This is a genomic window from Synechococcus lacustris Maggiore-St4-Slac, assembly GCF_024345595.1.
Lineage (GTDB): Bacteria > Cyanobacteriota > Cyanobacteriia > PCC-6307 > Cyanobiaceae > Synechococcus_D > Synechococcus_D lacustris.
Window position 1 is genome coordinate 1 of sequence record NZ_JAGQBK010000028.1, and the last position, 14,872, is coordinate 14,872.

Annotated in this window: 23 protein-coding genes; 12 read left to right on the forward strand and 11 right to left on the reverse strand. The window is 48.5% G+C overall.

The features are described 5' to 3' along the window. Positions 1-271: AbrB-like transcriptional regulator (locus KBY68_RS11735; protein ID WP_255097356.1), on the reverse strand; the 271-nt coding region annotated here is incomplete at its 3' end. Between the two features lie 177 nt (positions 272-448). After that, positions 449-724 (reverse strand): hypothetical protein, encoded by a 276-nt coding sequence (locus tag KBY68_RS11740; protein WP_106500727.1) that lies wholly within the window; start codon positions 722-724, stop codon positions 449-451. On the opposite strand from KBY68_RS11740, the gene KBY68_RS11745 reads away from it, so the two are divergent. From KBY68_RS11745 to KBY68_RS11780, 8 genes are all read left to right on the forward strand, one after another. Next, positions 717-869 carry a hypothetical protein gene (locus KBY68_RS11745; protein WP_255097357.1) on the forward strand — a complete coding sequence of 51 codons (153 nt, stop codon included), beginning with the start codon at positions 717-719 and terminating at the stop codon, positions 867-869. The two genes, KBY68_RS11740 and KBY68_RS11745, sit on opposite strands and share 8 nt — an antisense overlap. 17 nt (positions 870-886) lie before the next feature. After that, positions 887-1,159 carry a hypothetical protein gene (locus KBY68_RS11750; protein WP_255097358.1) on the forward strand — a complete coding sequence of 91 codons (273 nt, stop codon included), beginning with the start codon at positions 887-889 and terminating at the stop codon, positions 1,157-1,159. Between the two features lie 77 nt (positions 1,160-1,236). Then, complete coding sequence (locus tag KBY68_RS11755; RefSeq protein WP_255097359.1) at positions 1,237-2,166, forward strand: major capsid protein; 930 nt, start codon at positions 1,237-1,239, stop codon at positions 2,164-2,166. Between the two features lie 11 nt (positions 2,167-2,177). Beyond that, a complete protein-coding gene (locus KBY68_RS11760) occupies positions 2,178-2,615 on the forward strand; it encodes a hypothetical protein (protein ID WP_106501035.1) in 438 nt (145 codons plus the stop codon). Further along, on the forward strand, positions 2,615-2,986 hold the full coding sequence (locus tag KBY68_RS11765) for a hypothetical protein (RefSeq protein ID WP_255097360.1): 372 nt from the start codon (positions 2,615-2,617) through the stop codon (positions 2,984-2,986). The genes KBY68_RS11760 and KBY68_RS11765 overlap by 1 nt, the downstream gene beginning before the upstream one ends. Next, a complete protein-coding gene (locus tag KBY68_RS11770; RefSeq protein ID WP_255097361.1) occupies positions 2,979-3,833 on the forward strand; it encodes a hypothetical protein in 855 nt (284 codons plus the stop codon). Before KBY68_RS11765 ends, KBY68_RS11770 begins: the two co-directional genes overlap by 8 nt. Before the next feature lie 3 nt (positions 3,834-3,836). Next, complete coding sequence (locus KBY68_RS11775; protein ID WP_255097363.1) at positions 3,837-4,709, forward strand: hypothetical protein; 873 nt, start codon at positions 3,837-3,839, stop codon at positions 4,707-4,709. 145 nt (positions 4,710-4,854) lie between these two features. Then, positions 4,855-5,895 carry a collagen-like protein gene (locus tag KBY68_RS11780; protein ID WP_255097364.1) on the forward strand — a complete coding sequence of 347 codons (1,041 nt, stop codon included), beginning with the start codon at positions 4,855-4,857 and terminating at the stop codon, positions 5,893-5,895. A gap of 144 nt (positions 5,896-6,039) precedes the next feature. On the opposite strand, the gene KBY68_RS11785 is transcribed toward KBY68_RS11780, so the two are convergent. The 3 genes from KBY68_RS11785 to KBY68_RS11795 are packed head-to-tail and all read right to left on the reverse strand — an operon-like array spanning position 6,040 to position 8,059. Continuing rightward, positions 6,040-6,639, reverse strand: a complete 600-nt coding sequence (locus KBY68_RS11785; protein WP_255097365.1) for a hypothetical protein — start codon at positions 6,637-6,639, stop codon at positions 6,040-6,042. Then, positions 6,636-6,866: a DUF6450 domain-containing protein gene (locus tag KBY68_RS11790; RefSeq protein ID WP_255097366.1), complete on the reverse strand. Its 231-nt coding sequence runs from the start codon at positions 6,864-6,866 to the stop codon at positions 6,636-6,638. Before KBY68_RS11790 ends, KBY68_RS11785 begins: the two co-directional genes overlap by 4 nt. Continuing rightward, complete coding sequence (locus KBY68_RS11795) at positions 6,842-8,059, reverse strand: glycoside hydrolase family protein (protein WP_255097368.1); 1,218 nt, start codon at positions 8,057-8,059, stop codon at positions 6,842-6,844. Before KBY68_RS11795 ends, KBY68_RS11790 begins: the two co-directional genes overlap by 25 nt. 101 nt (positions 8,060-8,160) lie before the next feature. Here KBY68_RS11795 and KBY68_RS11800 point away from each other — a divergent pair, with 101 nt between their 5' ends. Continuing rightward, positions 8,161-8,721 (forward strand): collagen-like domain-containing protein, encoded by a 561-nt coding sequence (locus KBY68_RS11800; protein ID WP_255097370.1) that lies wholly within the window; start codon positions 8,161-8,163, stop codon positions 8,719-8,721. A 171-nt stretch (positions 8,722-8,892) separates the two neighbouring features. Here KBY68_RS11800 and KBY68_RS11805 read toward each other — a convergent pair whose 3' ends face one another. Next, positions 8,893-9,054 (reverse strand): hypothetical protein, encoded by a 162-nt coding sequence (locus KBY68_RS11805; protein WP_255097371.1) that lies wholly within the window; start codon positions 9,052-9,054, stop codon positions 8,893-8,895. An 89-nt stretch (positions 9,055-9,143) separates the two neighbouring features. Between KBY68_RS11805 and KBY68_RS11810 the strand changes: the two genes are divergently transcribed. Next, positions 9,144-9,758 carry an alpha/beta hydrolase gene (locus KBY68_RS11810; protein ID WP_255097372.1) on the forward strand — a complete coding sequence of 205 codons (615 nt, stop codon included), beginning with the start codon at positions 9,144-9,146 and terminating at the stop codon, positions 9,756-9,758. 503 nt (positions 9,759-10,261) lie between these two features. On the opposite strand, the gene KBY68_RS11815 is transcribed toward KBY68_RS11810, so the two are convergent. The 3 genes from KBY68_RS11815 to KBY68_RS11825 form a co-directional block, all read right to left on the reverse strand. Next, complete coding sequence (locus KBY68_RS11815; RefSeq protein ID WP_255097376.1) at positions 10,262-11,122, reverse strand: DUF2887 domain-containing protein; 861 nt, start codon at positions 11,120-11,122, stop codon at positions 10,262-10,264. A 28-nt stretch (positions 11,123-11,150) separates the two neighbouring features. Then, positions 11,151-12,149 carry an ArdC family protein gene (locus KBY68_RS11820; RefSeq protein ID WP_255097379.1) on the reverse strand — a complete coding sequence of 333 codons (999 nt, stop codon included), beginning with the start codon at positions 12,147-12,149 and terminating at the stop codon, positions 11,151-11,153. Positions 12,150-12,604: 455 nt separating this feature from the next. Then, on the reverse strand, positions 12,605-12,823 hold the full coding sequence (locus KBY68_RS11825) for a hypothetical protein (protein ID WP_255097380.1): 219 nt from the start codon (positions 12,821-12,823) through the stop codon (positions 12,605-12,607). Between the two features lie 608 nt (positions 12,824-13,431). On the opposite strand from KBY68_RS11825, the gene KBY68_RS11830 reads away from it, so the two are divergent. Both KBY68_RS11830 and KBY68_RS11835 read left to right on the forward strand, forming a co-directional pair. After that, positions 13,432-13,755, forward strand: a complete 324-nt coding sequence (locus tag KBY68_RS11830) for a hypothetical protein (RefSeq protein ID WP_255097381.1) — start codon at positions 13,432-13,434, stop codon at positions 13,753-13,755. 57 nt (positions 13,756-13,812) lie between these two features. Beyond that, complete coding sequence (locus KBY68_RS11835) at positions 13,813-14,025, forward strand: Nif11-like leader peptide family natural product precursor (protein ID WP_255097383.1); 213 nt, start codon at positions 13,813-13,815, stop codon at positions 14,023-14,025. 70 nt (positions 14,026-14,095) lie between these two features. Here KBY68_RS11835 and KBY68_RS11840 read toward each other — a convergent pair whose 3' ends face one another. Beyond that, positions 14,096-14,440, reverse strand: a complete 345-nt coding sequence (locus KBY68_RS11840; RefSeq protein ID WP_255097384.1) for a DUF5615 family PIN-like protein — start codon at positions 14,438-14,440, stop codon at positions 14,096-14,098. An 8-nt stretch (positions 14,441-14,448) separates the two neighbouring features. After that, on the reverse strand, positions 14,449-14,679 hold the full coding sequence (locus tag KBY68_RS11845) for a DUF433 domain-containing protein (protein WP_255097385.1): 231 nt from the start codon (positions 14,677-14,679) through the stop codon (positions 14,449-14,451). Positions 14,680-14,872: the final 193 nt, after the last annotated feature.

Sequence of the window (14,872 nt, forward strand, 5' to 3'; positions counted from 1 at the left end):
GCATTGCCGTGTAGGCCTTACCGATCAATAAATTGCCATTTCCCTGCACGGTTGCAACAAAGCTGAGCTTGCGGCCACCTTTACCTACCTGGCCGCCATCACCAAGGTTTACACCTTTAGCTTCTAGCAATGCCTCATAGAAGGCGGTGAAATTAAGCCTGTCGGAGCCATCCTTTTTTTTGCTTACGTAACCGCAGGATTTAACCAGAGCAGATTTAGAGCCGTCGCCAAATTCCTTAACAGCTGCCAGTAGTTCTGATCCAGTGAGCATGAGCTAATCGATTTGTTGCATCAATAACCTACCACTATGCAAGTAATAAACAAGACCTAAATAAAAGCTGCAGTTTTGCAAGCAGCAATTCAACTAGCGCAAAAAAAACAGCGCCACCTAGGGGCCATGCTCTTAGTGGGGCAAGCATTAGTCGCTAACCCCAGTGGAGCACTAGTGCTAAAGGCTAGTGATATCCCAGATGCGTTGCCATTCAACTGGGCTGATTGCTGCTGCTTGATTTGCCTCAACGGCTTTATCAATTTCATCTACCCGCTTTAATACCGCTTCCATTGCAGGCAGCAGCTCTTCTTCTAGCAAGCAAAGCTCTTCTTCTCCATAGGGATGATCAATCCATAAACGCTGAATCGGCTGCTGCTGTGAGTTGCGTAATACAGCTTGCAATGCCTTATGGCAGGAATCAATAAGAGCAAATGGATCGCTTTTAGTGGCCATTGAAATAGATGTGATGGGCGCAGCCCATAACCGCAGCGAAGGGCAAGGGTTGGCTAGAGGCCAACTTGCGCAGCCCTTGCCCGCTGCGGATCATGGAGCAAGCCAGCACATCGCCTTGATGGGTCTTGGCCTTAAGGGTATGTAAGTGCGGCAATTGGTTATATGTATTACCTCGTTTTCTGGCAGCGCAGATCAACTGCAACGGTTGTACATGCCAGGGATGCTGCTCAGGCAAGGCGTCTTGCTTTTAAACAAAAGAAAAAGGGTTACGGCTCCATTGCTTCTGCCCGGCGGGCAGTTGCTGCTGATGTTGCTCTAATACGCAAAGGCATTTGGGTAAGGCGGCGGCGTAATGGAACTAGCCCGCAATTTGGCAGTGCAAAACAAAAAGCAGCTGCTAGAAGCTTGCGTAGTGCTTACCGCAGTTGGCTTTAGGGCCAATAGGGCCCTAATAGAGCTTGTCCACACGTGCCCTGCGGCAATAGCTAGGGACCAAGTGTTTTAGATCAGCGATGGGCCTCACTCTTATTGAGGCAGCTAAGTATGAAAACCGGCTTGAGCACCTAGCAGTGCTTAAGACCTTTTCTGAGGGCGAACTGCTTGCCCGGCTGCCATTTATGAATATTGCCGGTAGCGGCCTTTTTTATTCTGCCGAACAGGAACTGCCTTCCGTTGGTTTCCGCGCTGTTAATGAGGGCTATAGCCAAAGTTATGGCGTTGTTGATCAAAGGGCAGAAGCAGTACACCTTTTTGGTGGTGACGTTGATGTAGATCGCTCGATCGTTGATTTGATGGGCCCAGAAGCAAGGGCAAGTCAGGTTGAAATGAAGGTGCGTTCTATGCGTTTAACGCTAGAAGCAACGGTGATCAATGGTGATAGCAGCGCCAATCCACGTGCTTTTGATGGCCTTAGTAAAAGGCTGCCACCTGGTGATGCAATGGCATTTGATAACAGCGCTGGCGCTATTGGTGGTGCTGGCTTGAATTTTGATCGGCTTGATGAACTGATCGATTCTGTTAATGCCTATGGCGCCGGCAAGGTGCTGGTAATGAGTAAGGCGATGCGACGCCAACTAAATGGTTTAGCTCGTAATTCAATTGGTGGTGTGTATCAAACGAGCACAAATTCATTTGGAATGACGGTGCATCGCTACCAAGATTGCGACATCGTTACTGTTGATCGCGATGCCCAAGGCATCGAAGTAATGGGTTATGACGAAGCAGGTGGCACCAGCTCTATTTATTGCTGCACTTTTGGTGATCAAGGCGTGAGTGGTTTGCAGGGTCCATTTCAGGGACGTTATGGCATTTCAGTAAGGGATCTAGGTGAAGTACCTGATGCACCGGTATTTCGCACCCGCGTGGATTGGTATGTGGGCTTTGCTGTTTTGCAAAGCCGAGCTGCTGGTCGTTTATTCAACATCAGCCCTGCTGGGGCATAAGGAGACACACCATGAACTATGGCAATGGCAACCCGTTAATCGATGCTGAAACCACCCTGGTGGGCTGGACTAACCGCAGTGCTATCCGCAATAGCGAACGCACTTACCTATCAGGAGAAGAGGTAATGCTGCAAACAAAACTTGATGCAGCATCTCGTTTTGCTCTTGTTGCAAATAATCCTGGTAGTGAAACAGCTGTAGAAGTAAAGGTATCTTTTGCGCCCTTGCTGCGTGATGGCACTATTGGCACCTGGGTAAATGCTGCAACTGTTGCATTACCAGCAGAAGGCGGCCGTGTAGAAGCATATTTAAGTGGTCGTGACATCAACCTTGATGCAGCTGATCTAGCTGATCTTGACTTCCCTGCTGTTTGTTTTGCAAAAGCAGAGGTGCTACCAACAACACCAGAGGGAATGCACGTTGGATTAACCGCAACGATTGCAGCTTGATGAAAGCTGAAAATCCTGCACTCGGCCCTTTGGGTCTCGGCCCTTTGGGTTCTGCTCCTGTGGGTCTCGGCCCTGTGGGTCAGGTACGTATTTATCAAGGTGCGCAGCACAGATTCATCTGGCCTGTGCATCTCGCTGGCTGGCTCGAACTTGGCTGGACAACAGAACCAATGGCTACACCGATGGCTACATCAGGGGTTACATCAGGGGCCATTGGCCCAGGGGTTACATCAGCTCCCCGCAAGAAACGTGTGAGCTCTAGCCCCAGTGGGATCAGCCCCATAGGGGCCAGCTCGGCAACAGCAGATGAACCGCTGCCTGTATTGGTAACGGATTTTTTGGTTGACCCAAGTGTGCCCACCAATGACTGAGACCCATAGGGCCGAGACCCATAGGGCCGAGACCCAAAGCGCCAGCCCTAGTGGGGCCAGCCCCCGGTTGCCAGAACTAACAACTGCTGGCGTTAGGCCAACACAGATCCGTTTGGTCGTGCCTGCTGGTTGCCCTGGTGAAAATGTCTGGGTGCCACCAAATGAAGTAAAACGCTGGGAAAATATTGGCTACACCCGCGCTAATGTTCCCGCTAAAAAATTAGAACTCTCTTGGCTTGATATTCCAGCCAAATTAAATGGTGTTTACTCTTATGTCATTGAGCTAATCCTTAATAGTGCTGTAACACCAGCAAAAACAGTTGATATTAATTGGGGTGATGGCATAACCGAAACTCATGACTGGGGTAACGGCCGTCATACGCATACCTACGCAGAGAGAAAAGAATATAAGGTGAAAGTGATATTCATAAAGGATGCAGAAGCTATAAGCGCTGAATTAAAACTATCGCTTGCTGGCTGCTCAATCTGGCAACCACCATTTAATCCAGATTCTGGTGGTGGTGGCTCAGGTGGTGGTGGTATTGGCCCTGCTGTTCTTAAGCCATTAATTCCTGGCGTTGGCTTAGTTGGCAATAACTACGACGGCCAAACGCAAGAAACTTGGACTGTTGCCCGTTGGCTTGGCGGTACAAGTCATGGTGGTGTTCCAGCTGCTGATCCAACTGTTGCTGCTTTTCTTAAAAGTGATGGCAGCTGGGCAATGCCAGCAGGTATGGGAACCCGTTGGTTTAACGGTAATGGTGCCCCTGGGATAATTCCAGAAGCAAAAGCTGGTGATTATTACCTTGATGGCGTATCAGGAATTTTCTATCTACTAGGGGCATAAGTTATGGCCTGGCTAAAAGGAGCCAACCTAAAAGGCCCAGCGGGCCCTACTGGAGCCACAGGTCCTGCTGGACCAGTGGAGATTGCATCAGCCAGCAGGCTTGGTGGGATCAAAGTAGGCGCTGGCCTTGCGATTGATGCAACTACTGGTGTGCTCAGCTCCAGTATTACGGGTAATTATGTGTTAAAAAGCGGTGATCAAATGACCGGACCACTGCGCCATGCAAATTCAGGTGGCGTATCAACATTTAATGGTACAGATGTTTATTGCTATTTTGATGGTTCTAATTATCGTATTCAACTACCATCAGCTAGAACGGGTCTGCGCATTGATAATGCAACAGGAGAAGCAAGTTTCCCAACACTACCAACATCTACGGGTGGAACGCCATCACTAGGTACACACCTAATAACAAAAGCTTACCTTGACAATCGAATTGTATCTATCAATGAATTTCTAAGGCTTGCCGGTGGCGCGATGACAGGTACGATCACATCATCGGCTGATGTTGATTTCTGGAAAATACAAGGCTCTACATATAGCATGATCGGTAATGCACAAAATATAAGGATAAGAAAAAGCACGACTGATCTGATCACCATAGGATCAACATTAACTTCAACATTGCAACTGGTAACACCAGCAACTGCTGCAGCTATAGCTTTTGGTAGTGGCGGGCCTACGATTGGCCGAATAAGTGCAACTGAGTTAATAGCAAGTGCAACTATTGAATGTAATCCATTGCCAACCTTGCCTGCTCATCTAGCAAATAAAGCATACGTAGATAGCAAAATTGTATTTACAGCCGTGGGAGATCCTGCCCCTCCATCTGCGGAAGGGCTAGCAGAAGGCGCATTATGGGTTGAATACACATGAATATCCTATTGGCTGGTGTATGGAAGAAAATTAAACCGAAAGCTATTTTTATTGCTGGTAGTTGGAAAGAAGTATCAACAGTTTATGTATTAAAAAATGGCAGGTGGCGGCGCATATGGATTCGGCAATAGCTAACAGTTGATTCTTGCTTGTGGCCTGGGATAAGAACTGCTGCATTGCTGGCCCGCAAGGCCCTGCTGGTGTTGATGGCGCTCAAGGTACAGCGGGCGTTGATGGAGCTGCAGGCCCTCAGGGCCCCGTTGGTAACGATGGCGCTGTTGGGCCCCAGGGACCACCAGGCCCAATCGTTCCTGCTACTCAAACTGTGATCGGTGCGGTTAAACCTGGAGTTGGCTGTGCTGTTCAAGCTGATGGCACCCTTGATGTAGCTCAGACAAAAATTGCTACTAGAGAGAACCAAATGTTAAGGTGGGTTGATTATGAAGGCACAAAGTGTCTTTATTCTCCGTCATTAACACAGATTTTTAGTTGTAGTGCTTATGATCCTGCCTATGGTGGATGGAATAAAATTGACAGTAAATCTCTTTTTCTGCAGGTAACTGGTCGACAAATGGCCGAACAGATCGAGGATGCTTTTATGCCCGGTGGTTTTGGTGAGCCAGGTGTTAATTATGGGATACGCGGCATAGATCTTGTTTGCTGTAATCAATTTATGGCGAGGGTTGATCTTGGTACGTGGACTGAAATAGGTGGTGCTGGTAATGATTGGGAAGTACGTGTATATAGCAGCAGCCCAAACATAGAAGAAGTTGAGTGGCAACGAATTGTCAGGAATGATGTAACGAGCCGGCCTTTCGGCCAGCCAGCTTGCGACAATTTAATAGGAGAGTTTCTTCTTGATTACTCTTATGACGTACCTGAACAAATGCCTGGCTCTGAAAGACCGGGTTTGACTCGTATGAACCAGTCTACTACATCTAAGCATCATGATATTTGGTTTGGTAATGCACTAAATACTGGTTGGATGATTTGGATTGTCCTAAAAATTGGTGCTTCTGATTCTCTTACATGGGAGCAATATTTTGCATATCAGGAATCCCAAGATCCAAAATATCAGGATCTCGAGTTTACTTCGGAATGGATGTTTTATTGCCACATGATGCCCGCGGGTAGTTGGGGTGCGCCAACAAGAAGTAAAACCCCTGACATCTTTAAAGCAGCTTAAACCGTTTCAATAGGGCGATCACTGGAGCGAGTTGCTTAAGCGTATTGTCAATTGAGATTAATGTTACTTCAATCTTTTTAATGCGCATCGAAATTTCATCGATGCCATCCAATGGGTTTTGTGCGAGTTTGTTGAAGTCCATGTTCATTCAGCAGCCTGGAGGAACCGCCAAGCCGTTAAGCCAGTGGCGGTAACGGTGGCGGCAATACGTGAGAACCTTTCTACGGTGCCATCAATCTGGGATTCAATATCAAGATGGGGTTCTGTGTATGTCTGGCTGATTGCTACAACTAACCAAAACCAGAGGGGTTGGATTACATCTTTTGGCAGATAAATGCTGTGATTATTGGTGTAACGATCAGTGGAATTTTTCACCATGATCCCGTTTGGGTTGTAGAGCTGAACGTGTTGCACACGCCAAAGGATCGATAATTGCCTAAATGTTGATGGGATCGAAACTCTCATCGTAAGATCTATTCTTCTTTTAATAGTTGGGTTATAAAAGCTAATTTGGTAGTCAGCGTCTTCTGCTAAAGAATTGAATGGTGTCACTATTTCTGTCAGACAGATCTTAATCTCTTTTTTATAGGATTTACTGGCTGTTGGGAATGTGTTGCAGATGATGGCTGGGCGATCCAGCCAGCTTGTTTGCTTAACAACAAAACTCAGACCCCAGAGGAGGGCTAGAAACCCACCGCCTACGGCCAGGATTGTTCTCTGTTTGCGATTTACTTTTATCATCAATAACTCCCAGCGTCTTTATCTTCTGTCTTCTTGGCCGGTGATTCCTCTTTGCGCAAGTTGATACCTGCGGCCCCGATGGTGGAGCCCAGGATGCTGGCAATAAATGCAGCGTCAGGTTTCAAAACATTTAAATAACCCGCAGTTAAAATTCCAAGGCTCCAAGCGAACGCAGAGCCGATAATCCATTGCTGTAAACGTGGATTCAAGGCTGAAAAGTCCTCGCCCATCCAGAATTGGGCCCATCAGGAGTCCATCTAGCTGCCATCATCTTGCGGCTATAGATGGCGTTATTGCCGTTCTCTACTGGTCCCGAATAACCATCGTTGCAGCTCCCGTATGGATCATTCACCCTGAAATCACCAGAGCTAGTTAGCCCTCGCACAACGATCATGTGGCCGCCAGTTGGTGCTGATTCCGATCCCCGATGCAGGATGCCGCAGACAACAGGCCGGCCAGCACGGATCTCTTTTTCTAACGCTGCAATGCTGAAATCTGTATGCCAAGTGCTCTTTAGCCCGTAGTCAGCCAGCAAGCGCCCCTGGGCGCCGTGGTCTGTTGTATCTCCATATCCACCATCAATCAGCTTCTTGATGTATTGATCGTCATTAACAACTGCTTCTGGTTTAAAGAACTCAAGAACCATCGCGCAGCTGGAGCTGTTGCAGGTGCGTTCTGACTGGGTGAAATTATCGGTTTGCGGCCAATAAGGAACTTTGAGATCTACTGGGCCAGTGGCGCTTATAGCGGTTGCCGGGGCCACGAACCCAACCCAGTGCGATGGGAACACCCACCATTCCCCCTGGCCGAAAGGGAGTTCTATTTTTTTATGGCCGTCATTCGCTTCTAAAACAATGCAGCCGTTATATTCTTTGCCGGCTTCTATTTCTACTTTCTGATCTGGCTCTAGGTCGCTGCCGGCCAGGGGCACTTTTTTTAGCAAAGTTGCCTGCATTGCCTTGATATTTACCACTGGCTTAGCTGCAGCCGCTGGAGCCCCGGAGCAGAACAACTCAACCTCGGCTGCCCTGCGCCTGACTAATCCAGCCAAACCTCCATTAGTCCACCTGGGGAGTTGAGATTTGGCTACTAAATTGGGCTCTTTGCCGGCATTTAGCTCCCGCAGCAGGGTGCTATCTGCAAACGCTCCTTCTCCACAATTAAAAGTGAATGAAACCAAAGCGTCATAAGCGCCTTGAGTCATTGGCACTTTTACAAGTTCATTAACAGCCTGCTCAAAACGCACCAGATCTTTAAGCAGTAAAGCTTCTGCTTCTGCTTCTGTGATCGTCATGCCGGGCTTTACGTGAGGCCCCGTGCTTCCAAAACCCACCGTTAAAATTCGAGCCGGGCAAAAATATGCAGTTAGCTCGCAGCCTTCAAACTCTTTTATCAGCGCAAGTCCTTTGGCTGAGATTTTCATTTACGAGTTTGCGTTATTTATCTCTATTGCCGTGTTTGCTCAGCAATTAACGCGCCTTAACCCCTAGCTCGGCAAAAGCATTTGTAATCGTTTGGATTTTTATGGCTTGGCTTCCTAGTGGTTCGCTGAAAGGCCCAACCGGCGCAGACGGCATCCAAGGCCCCAGTGGTATTCAAGGTTTACCCGGTGCTGATGGCGCTGCTGGAACCCAAGGTGTAGCTGGTGTTGCTGGCCCCCAAGGCCCTGCCGGTGTTGATGGCCCCCAAGGACAGCAAGGTATCCAAGGTGCTGCTGGTACTGGAATTAATTTCAGGGGCAACGTTGCCACTGTTGCTGATTTACCTGCTGGCGCAGCTCAAGGTGATGCCTACATCGTTCAAGCAGATGACAGCTTGCGCGTATGGGATTCAGTTACAGCTGCTTGGGTAGATGGTGGATCAATCCAAGGCCCCCAAGGTATTACTGGTGCAGTTGGTGCTGCTGGCCCTCAAGGTGAAGTAGGCCCTGCTGGCGCTCAAGGTGTAGAAGGCCCTGCTGGTGTGCAAGGCACACGTGGTACTGGTTGGTTTACTGGTACTGGTACACCAACAGATGTTCCTGGATCAGTTCCTGGTGATCTTTACCTAGAAAGCGTTACCGGTGATGTCTACGTATTGAACTAAGAGCCCTAGGCCCAGCACCCCCCGGCCCAAGGGCCATAGGCCCAAGACCCAAAGCAAGCTGTATTCAAGGGAATTGTCTTTTCTTTGAATACAGCTGTTGCTTATTCAAGAGTCCTTTCTCAACGGGGGGACTTTTTTTTGCGAGCATTAACAAGACCGCAAATGCGACACCTAAACAAAAAAGGCAACATTGGCAGCAGTTACACAACTGCCATGCTCACCACTGGCTCGATCACCACTGAAACCTTCAGCGCCGCCCTCCTGGGCATTGGCGGTTGCTTGCCATAAGGGGTGGTTTGCAGTGATCGATCTCTCCGTGGATGGGTACCGCAACCGGTAAGTATTGATCAGGGTTTGAAAACTGGGTTGGTTAATTTTTATTTTGGGGCTAAGGTAATTAGGACGTGTTCATTTTTGCTCCTATGCTTAAGCGCATTGCCGCTGGCCTTCTTGCCGGCGCTGCCATTTCCGTGTCTGCCTTGCCAATTTCCGCTCAGCCCTCACCAGTTCGTTGGAACTCCGGTGGTGCTGTATGGACTACAAAATTTTCTGATTTTAGCGACTTCCTTAAGTCGAAAGACGCTTACTCCGGTGAGCGCGGTCTTGCTTCTGGTTTAGCCGCTTCTGGCTGGACCGCTAAGGAAGTTCAAGCCGGTTTATCTAAAACCTACAACGTAGATGTAGTTGGTGTTACCCGCTACCTTTACTCCAAAGACGGCGTTAAGTTCCTGCAGGATCAAACCCGCAGCTACATCCCTTACTGGGCACAAAAAGCAACAGCAGTTCAAGCTTTGCGTTCTGCAATCATCCTCGCTTCTGTAGACGGCAAACTGTCTTCTGCTGCGATTATGAAGAACTTGCCTGTTGATTTCCGCTTGGCTGATAACAACGACTTTGATGGTAAGCAGAATATCTCTGCAAAAGGTAAGTGTAATGGCGCAGCTCAGTGCAGTTCACTTCTTTCTTGGTATGTGTTCTTGCCTGCTTCTATTCAAGCCAATCAAGTGATCGATAAAGTAAATACTGGCCGAAAGTAACTGCCCGTTCCGCTGGAGCCAGCTCCGCCCCTGCTGCTGTTCGTGGCCTTTGGTAATTAGTTGATCTTTTGATCAGTTGATTTACACTTTTATAAACCCCGCCTCAGAGTGGGGTTTTTTTGTGCTGTTAAACGCTGATGTATCAGGGGATGAATCAGTTTGACACCCAGCGAAAGATGTTTGCGGCCAAGCCAGCAAAGGATCACTATGAAAAAGGTTATTTACCAATGCAAAAGTTTTTTGGGCAGAAAATATATCAATCTTTAAGCGCTGCTAGAAAAAATAGGTATAGAGATAGATACTAAAAAAATGCTCTGGAAATAATGCGTGGGACTTTGAAGCAAACGTAGAAGCGATTATTAAATGGTATCTACAGGGACTCCCAAAAAAACTCAGTTTTATTTGCTAAAGCATTTCAGCTTTGCATACACCAAAGAGCAATGGAAAGATGAGATTGCATGCTATTGCATGCTCTGCAATAGTGTTACTTCAGCCAGGCAGGGCTACTTAAGCCAGGCAGTGAGATCTGCTGGGCCGCTGAAATCAAGTAGTGCTTCTGCTAAAGCTTCTAGCCTCTCTAAGGGCAGAGCCCGAATCATGGCCTCCTGGCTGGGGTTGATCGGACCGCAGCGGCGCTGCAGCAGGCGGAGGACAACCTTGGCCTCGCCCCTTGCTTCTCCTTCTGCCTTGCCTTCTGCCTTGCCCCTGGCCTCGCCTAGGCCAAAGATTTCCTTGTAGGCAACGCTCTGGCTGAAATCTTCAATGGTGATACCGCCCATGGCACAAAGCTCCGGAATCGAACGACCGCTAAACCTTGATACAACAATAGCTGTAATTACATCACTTAGATCTGTGGCGAGAGCAGTTCCTGCTGCCTTAAAACGCAGTTCTGCAGCTGCAGCTGCCAATTGATCCTCAGCTTGAATTAATAAACCCAGCGCCTGCAATAGCAGTGGTGCATCAGCTGCTTGCCTGCTTGGTAATAGTTCAAGCCATTGCACACGCTTCTCTAAAAATTCAATCACTGGTGATGGATCACCAAAATTCAACTGCCGCGATGGGCACAGCACTAACACTCGCCAATTACGAATAACAGCCTGTTGCTGCAATAACCGAGCTTTTTCGGCATAAAGCCGCATAAAAAAAACTGAATCAGCTGCCATCTGCGCTTCCAGGATTACGGCCGGTAGTTCAGGCCGATCTGTTGGTGGTAGAAATAGGCCATCAAGCCGGTATTCCCTTTCTTTTAGTACTGGTGCTGAAAACTGATAGCCACCAGCATCTACTGGTAAATCAGTTAATAAAGAAACGATGCGATCAGGTTGGTTTTGGAATAGCCAATAAAAAAGCTTGTCGCTTGCCATTGCTACTAATTAATTGGCTGCTGGCTGATCAGCTAAGGATCCCACAACCAGCAGCCAACTTTGGTATTGCTATATGGGGTTGCCTCATAGAAGCCTGTAATGATGCTTGTAATTCCTCTGGCCAGATCAGCTTTGATGCTGCGTTTGCATCACGCATTACCTGGAAGAGAATCTTTGGCTCTTTTTTTAATAGCCCAATCCAATGGCTTAAATAAGCTGCATGGGATTCAATTTCAGATCCAATTTCCAAACGATCACAAAGCAAAACTGCGCCTAATTCAGCTACAAGCTCTTCTCTTGCATAATCCGCTGAACCAAACCTGCCAGCTTGATCGCGATCAAGCCGTGATTGATGGCCCGTGGAATGGATCGCTTCATGGGCCCAGGTGGCACAAAATGCCGCAGGGGTATTAAAGGCTGATCTTTCAGGTAACTGAATCCGATCAATAGCTGGTGCATAAAAGGCTTGATTACCGCCAAAGCTCACCGGAACCTTCCAGCTCTTTAGGGCAGCTTCTGCATTTTCTAGCCGCTCTGGCTCTGGCTTTACCTGATAGCCAGCCTGGAATTTACGCAGCTTGATCAATTCCTCAAGCTTCTCGCCTTCTAGATCATTGGCATTAAATACAGCAGTGGGCTTAAAGGCCATCCATTCTTTGATGCTGGATTCACCTTTGCTGCCATCAGCTAAGGCAGCGCCTTCTTCTACATAACGGTTTAATTGCGGGCGCACGATATAAGCGCATTTAGAACCTTTCTTAGGGGTAATCCCTAGCTTTTTTGCTTCCCCGTAGCCGCACCAATACGGCAGCACTGAACCTCTAACGTGCATGCCGATCGTGAGCAAGATCACATTGGAGCCCCGATAATGATGGCCGCTTAACAGATTTACATGATGCCCTGAACAGCCATCTTCTGCCCAAGGTTTACGCCAAGGCGCGATACCTGCCTCCATTAATTCAATTAAACCAGCAACGATCTTTTCTTCTGGCGTGGGGCCATCAAACTTTTTCTTTGAAACAGACATTTGCGAGGAAACGCAGGACTGCATTGGCATCTGCGGCGAGGACAAGGGCCGGCCAAGTAGCTACATATAAATTGTTCCCACAGCTATTCAGTTTGTTGCGGTGGGCCGGCTTGCGTAGCCCTTTTCCCGCCGCAGACAATGCAGAAACCTGCGTGACTAATAAACAACAAAGACCCAAGGGCCAAGACCCAAGGGTCAACCCTGCGGCAACAGTTCATAGCGCCGGCCCCGCAGTCGATGTCAGTTCTCTACATCCCATTGCCGGCAGTTCTTTTGCTCTTTTCCTTCTGGGCCATTGAGACCCAAAGGGTTAAGTCACATAGGGTCAAGACCCAAAGGGTAGATATTGGGGCGCGGCCCCATGTGGTGAGTGCTCGTAACCCCGACCGGGAGGGAGGGGGTGGAGAGCACGAACACAAAAAAGGGGGCCGCAACCCCCTAGATGGCCCGAGGGCCTAAATAACTGAAACCGTGCAGCCGGGCTTTCCTTGGAACTTAGATGCATAGGCAAATGCTTTCTCAGCTGGAATAAAACGCAGCTTTTTAACGGGCTTACCGCGGCGACCAAAGTTTTCAATGCTGCAGGGCTGAGCACCACCTTTTTTGATGCCAGGTGCATAACGATGCACGATCAGCAGACGGATATTGCAAAAAGGGCCTTGGGGAGCTGCCATGGGAAAAATAGAGAAGAACACCCAGAACGCGCCACTCTGCGCAGCATTTACAAGGGTTGGCCAAAGGCCAACCTGCGCAGCCCTTGTTAAATGCAAGCCAGAGTTGGCAGCCTGGTGTGTGATTCGCTATTACCCAGCAGCGATCAAGACCCTTGCTATTAATCCATTGCCTGCTGCTGCATAGTGCACAGACAGCACTAAGGTTGATTCAGCCTATGGGTACTGATGAGAAATTTGCTAAGGCCCTTTGCAAAGCTGCTGGCATTTACAGCATTAATATGCAGTAGTGCTACTGGGTTTGCTGAACAACCGGTTAGGCCATTAATAAAACAAGGCTCCTGCCCACTTGGTTATTACAGTTCTAGTAATTATTGCGTACCATCAAATGCTAATAGCAGCCGTGGCGCAATAGAAAAAGCTGGTAGTAGTTGCCCATTAGGTTTTTATTCATCCGGTAATTATTGCCTCAGTAGCCCTAGTAATAATCGAGAAGCAATCCAAAAAGCAGGTAATTCATGCCCACTTGGCTGGTATAGCTCCAGTGATTATTGCGTTAAAAGCAAATAACATGAGGCATCTGTTCGATCATCAAATAAATCGATTAGGATATGTTGGTGTTGATTGAGATCCAATTGAAAACTTTTGCAATATTATGCGGCTGTGCTGCTTTATTTCTTGCACCCCTTGCTGCTGATGCGCAATTAAGACGTGCTGGTGCTCCTGGTGTTCCTGCCGCTGGTGCTCCTGGTTATGGGGTGATGGGAAATCCAGTTGGCGCACCTGGTATTCCAGCAGCAGGAGAACCTGGCTATGGGGATGCTGATGATTTTGGATTTGGCGCAATTGGCAATCCAATTGGAGCACCTGGTATTCCAGCAATTGAGTCGGGTGTAAATCTTGGTGGACCAATTAATCGGCGCGGATTGCGGTAAAAAGAGGCTTGCGTGATGCTGATTCCTTTGCGATGCTAAAAGCCCGTCTTAGTACAGATGAGCTGGTTTGAGCTGGAGCGTTTAGTAGAAGATGCTGAAAAGGAACCCCAGCTTGCAAGTGCCCTGCGTCATTGCCGTAGCAATCCAGAACTAGTGCTAGCGGCAAGAAGGCTTGGCTATCGCATCACCCGGGTTGATCTAGTGCAAGCACGGCTTGCTGATCAAAAAGAACATAAACAACACAATCAGGTTGTACATCTAAGTAATTAGTAGAGTTATTGCCATAGGTATTGGGCGGAATAAAACTTGTTGGCGTTGCTGATTCCTGGTAATTCCATGGTTAGAGCTTGCGAAGCGTGAGCAAGGACGTGAGCGGTTCGTTGATGAAAGCCTCGATGGCAGTGGTGTGGGATAACAGGATCCGCAGAATTTCTGCTGTGCTTGCGTTACCTACCACCAGCCAGATCACCTTTGGTGGCGCACCAAGTAGCAGGCTGAGTCCGCGGAAGTCGTCGTCTTTGCTGACGATCGTGTAGCCGTTTTCGGATGCAAAATCCCAAATCTGCCGATCGCTTTTCCCCTTCAGCTGCACATCACAAACGTGCTTGCTACCCGGGAACGGCTCTGAGAGTAGGGCCGTTAGCCTTGGGCTCAAGTTTTCATCCAGCAAAAAACGGCTTGCCATATCGCCGCTCAGGCCACGGTTAGTTCACTAAGGCGTTTCTCACGCTCAGCGGCATAACGCAGCACCGCTTGGATATGTTCTGCTCTGAGATCAGGGAAATCAATGAGGACCTCTTCCTGGCTCATGCCACTGGCCAAATATTCGAGTACATCCGACACCGTGATACGCGTTCCGCTTACACACGCCTTACCGCTGCGCACCCCCGGTGTGCAGGTAATTAAAAGGGAAGGAGAGCTCATGGGAGGTAGGGCGATTGAAAAAGGGTTCCACTGAAGGTTATTCAGGGCGTAAAACCCCGTTGCTTTTCCTTTGGTGAACAAAACAGTAAGGCGCCACGTTCTTTAGTAATGCAGCCTTCCACCTGAACATTGCTAGCCATGGCTTTTAGGGAAAGGCGAGGGGCCCCTACTAGTTTGCTACAAGCAAAGCTGC

What these genes read in the sequence shown, in the direction of transcription:
- KBY68_RS11765 (WP_255097360.1), top strand. Translation starts at nt 2,615, where the DNA reads ATGAAAGCTGAAAATCCTGCACTCGGCCCTTTGGGTCTCGGCCCTTTG.
- KBY68_RS11795 (WP_255097368.1), bottom strand. Translation starts at nt 8,059, where the DNA reads ATGAAAATCTCAGCCAAAGGACTTGCGCTGATAAAAGAGTTTGAAGGC.
- KBY68_RS11750 (WP_255097358.1), top strand. Translation starts at nt 887, where the DNA reads ATGTATTACCTCGTTTTCTGGCAGCGCAGATCAACTGCAACGGTTGTA.
- KBY68_RS11815 (WP_255097376.1), bottom strand. Translation starts at nt 11,122, where the DNA reads ATGGCAAGCGACAAGCTTTTTTATTGGCTATTCCAAAACCAACCTGAT.
- KBY68_RS11755 (WP_255097359.1), top strand. Translation starts at nt 1,237, where the DNA reads ATGGGCCTCACTCTTATTGAGGCAGCTAAGTATGAAAACCGGCTTGAG.
- KBY68_RS11800 (WP_255097370.1), top strand. Translation starts at nt 8,161, where the DNA reads ATGGCTTGGCTTCCTAGTGGTTCGCTGAAAGGCCCAACCGGCGCAGAC.
- KBY68_RS11840 (WP_255097384.1), bottom strand. Translation starts at nt 14,440, where the DNA reads ATGGCAAGCCGTTTTTTGCTGGATGAAAACTTGAGCCCAAGGCTAACG.
- KBY68_RS11740 (WP_106500727.1), bottom strand. Translation starts at nt 724, where the DNA reads ATGGCCACTAAAAGCGATCCATTTGCTCTTATTGATTCCTGCCATAAG.
- KBY68_RS11830 (WP_255097381.1), top strand. Translation starts at nt 13,432, where the DNA reads ATGTTGGTGTTGATTGAGATCCAATTGAAAACTTTTGCAATATTATGC.
- KBY68_RS11810 (WP_255097372.1), top strand. Translation starts at nt 9,144, where the DNA reads ATGCTTAAGCGCATTGCCGCTGGCCTTCTTGCCGGCGCTGCCATTTCC.
- KBY68_RS11845 (WP_255097385.1), bottom strand. Translation starts at nt 14,679, where the DNA reads ATGAGCTCTCCTTCCCTTTTAATTACCTGCACACCGGGGGTGCGCAGC.
- KBY68_RS11775 (WP_255097363.1), top strand. Translation starts at nt 3,837, where the DNA reads ATGGCCTGGCTAAAAGGAGCCAACCTAAAAGGCCCAGCGGGCCCTACT.
- KBY68_RS11835 (WP_255097383.1), top strand. Translation starts at nt 13,813, where the DNA reads ATGAGCTGGTTTGAGCTGGAGCGTTTAGTAGAAGATGCTGAAAAGGAA.
- KBY68_RS11790 (WP_255097366.1), bottom strand. Translation starts at nt 6,866, where the DNA reads ATGGGCGAGGACTTTTCAGCCTTGAATCCACGTTTACAGCAATGGATT.
- KBY68_RS11820 (WP_255097379.1), bottom strand. Translation starts at nt 12,149, where the DNA reads ATGTCTGTTTCAAAGAAAAAGTTTGATGGCCCCACGCCAGAAGAAAAG.
- KBY68_RS11760 (WP_106501035.1), top strand. Translation starts at nt 2,178, where the DNA reads ATGAACTATGGCAATGGCAACCCGTTAATCGATGCTGAAACCACCCTG.
- KBY68_RS11770 (WP_255097361.1), top strand. Translation starts at nt 2,979, where the DNA reads ATGACTGAGACCCATAGGGCCGAGACCCATAGGGCCGAGACCCAAAGC.
- KBY68_RS11825 (WP_255097380.1), bottom strand. Translation starts at nt 12,823, where the DNA reads ATGGCAGCTCCCCAAGGCCCTTTTTGCAATATCCGTCTGCTGATCGTG.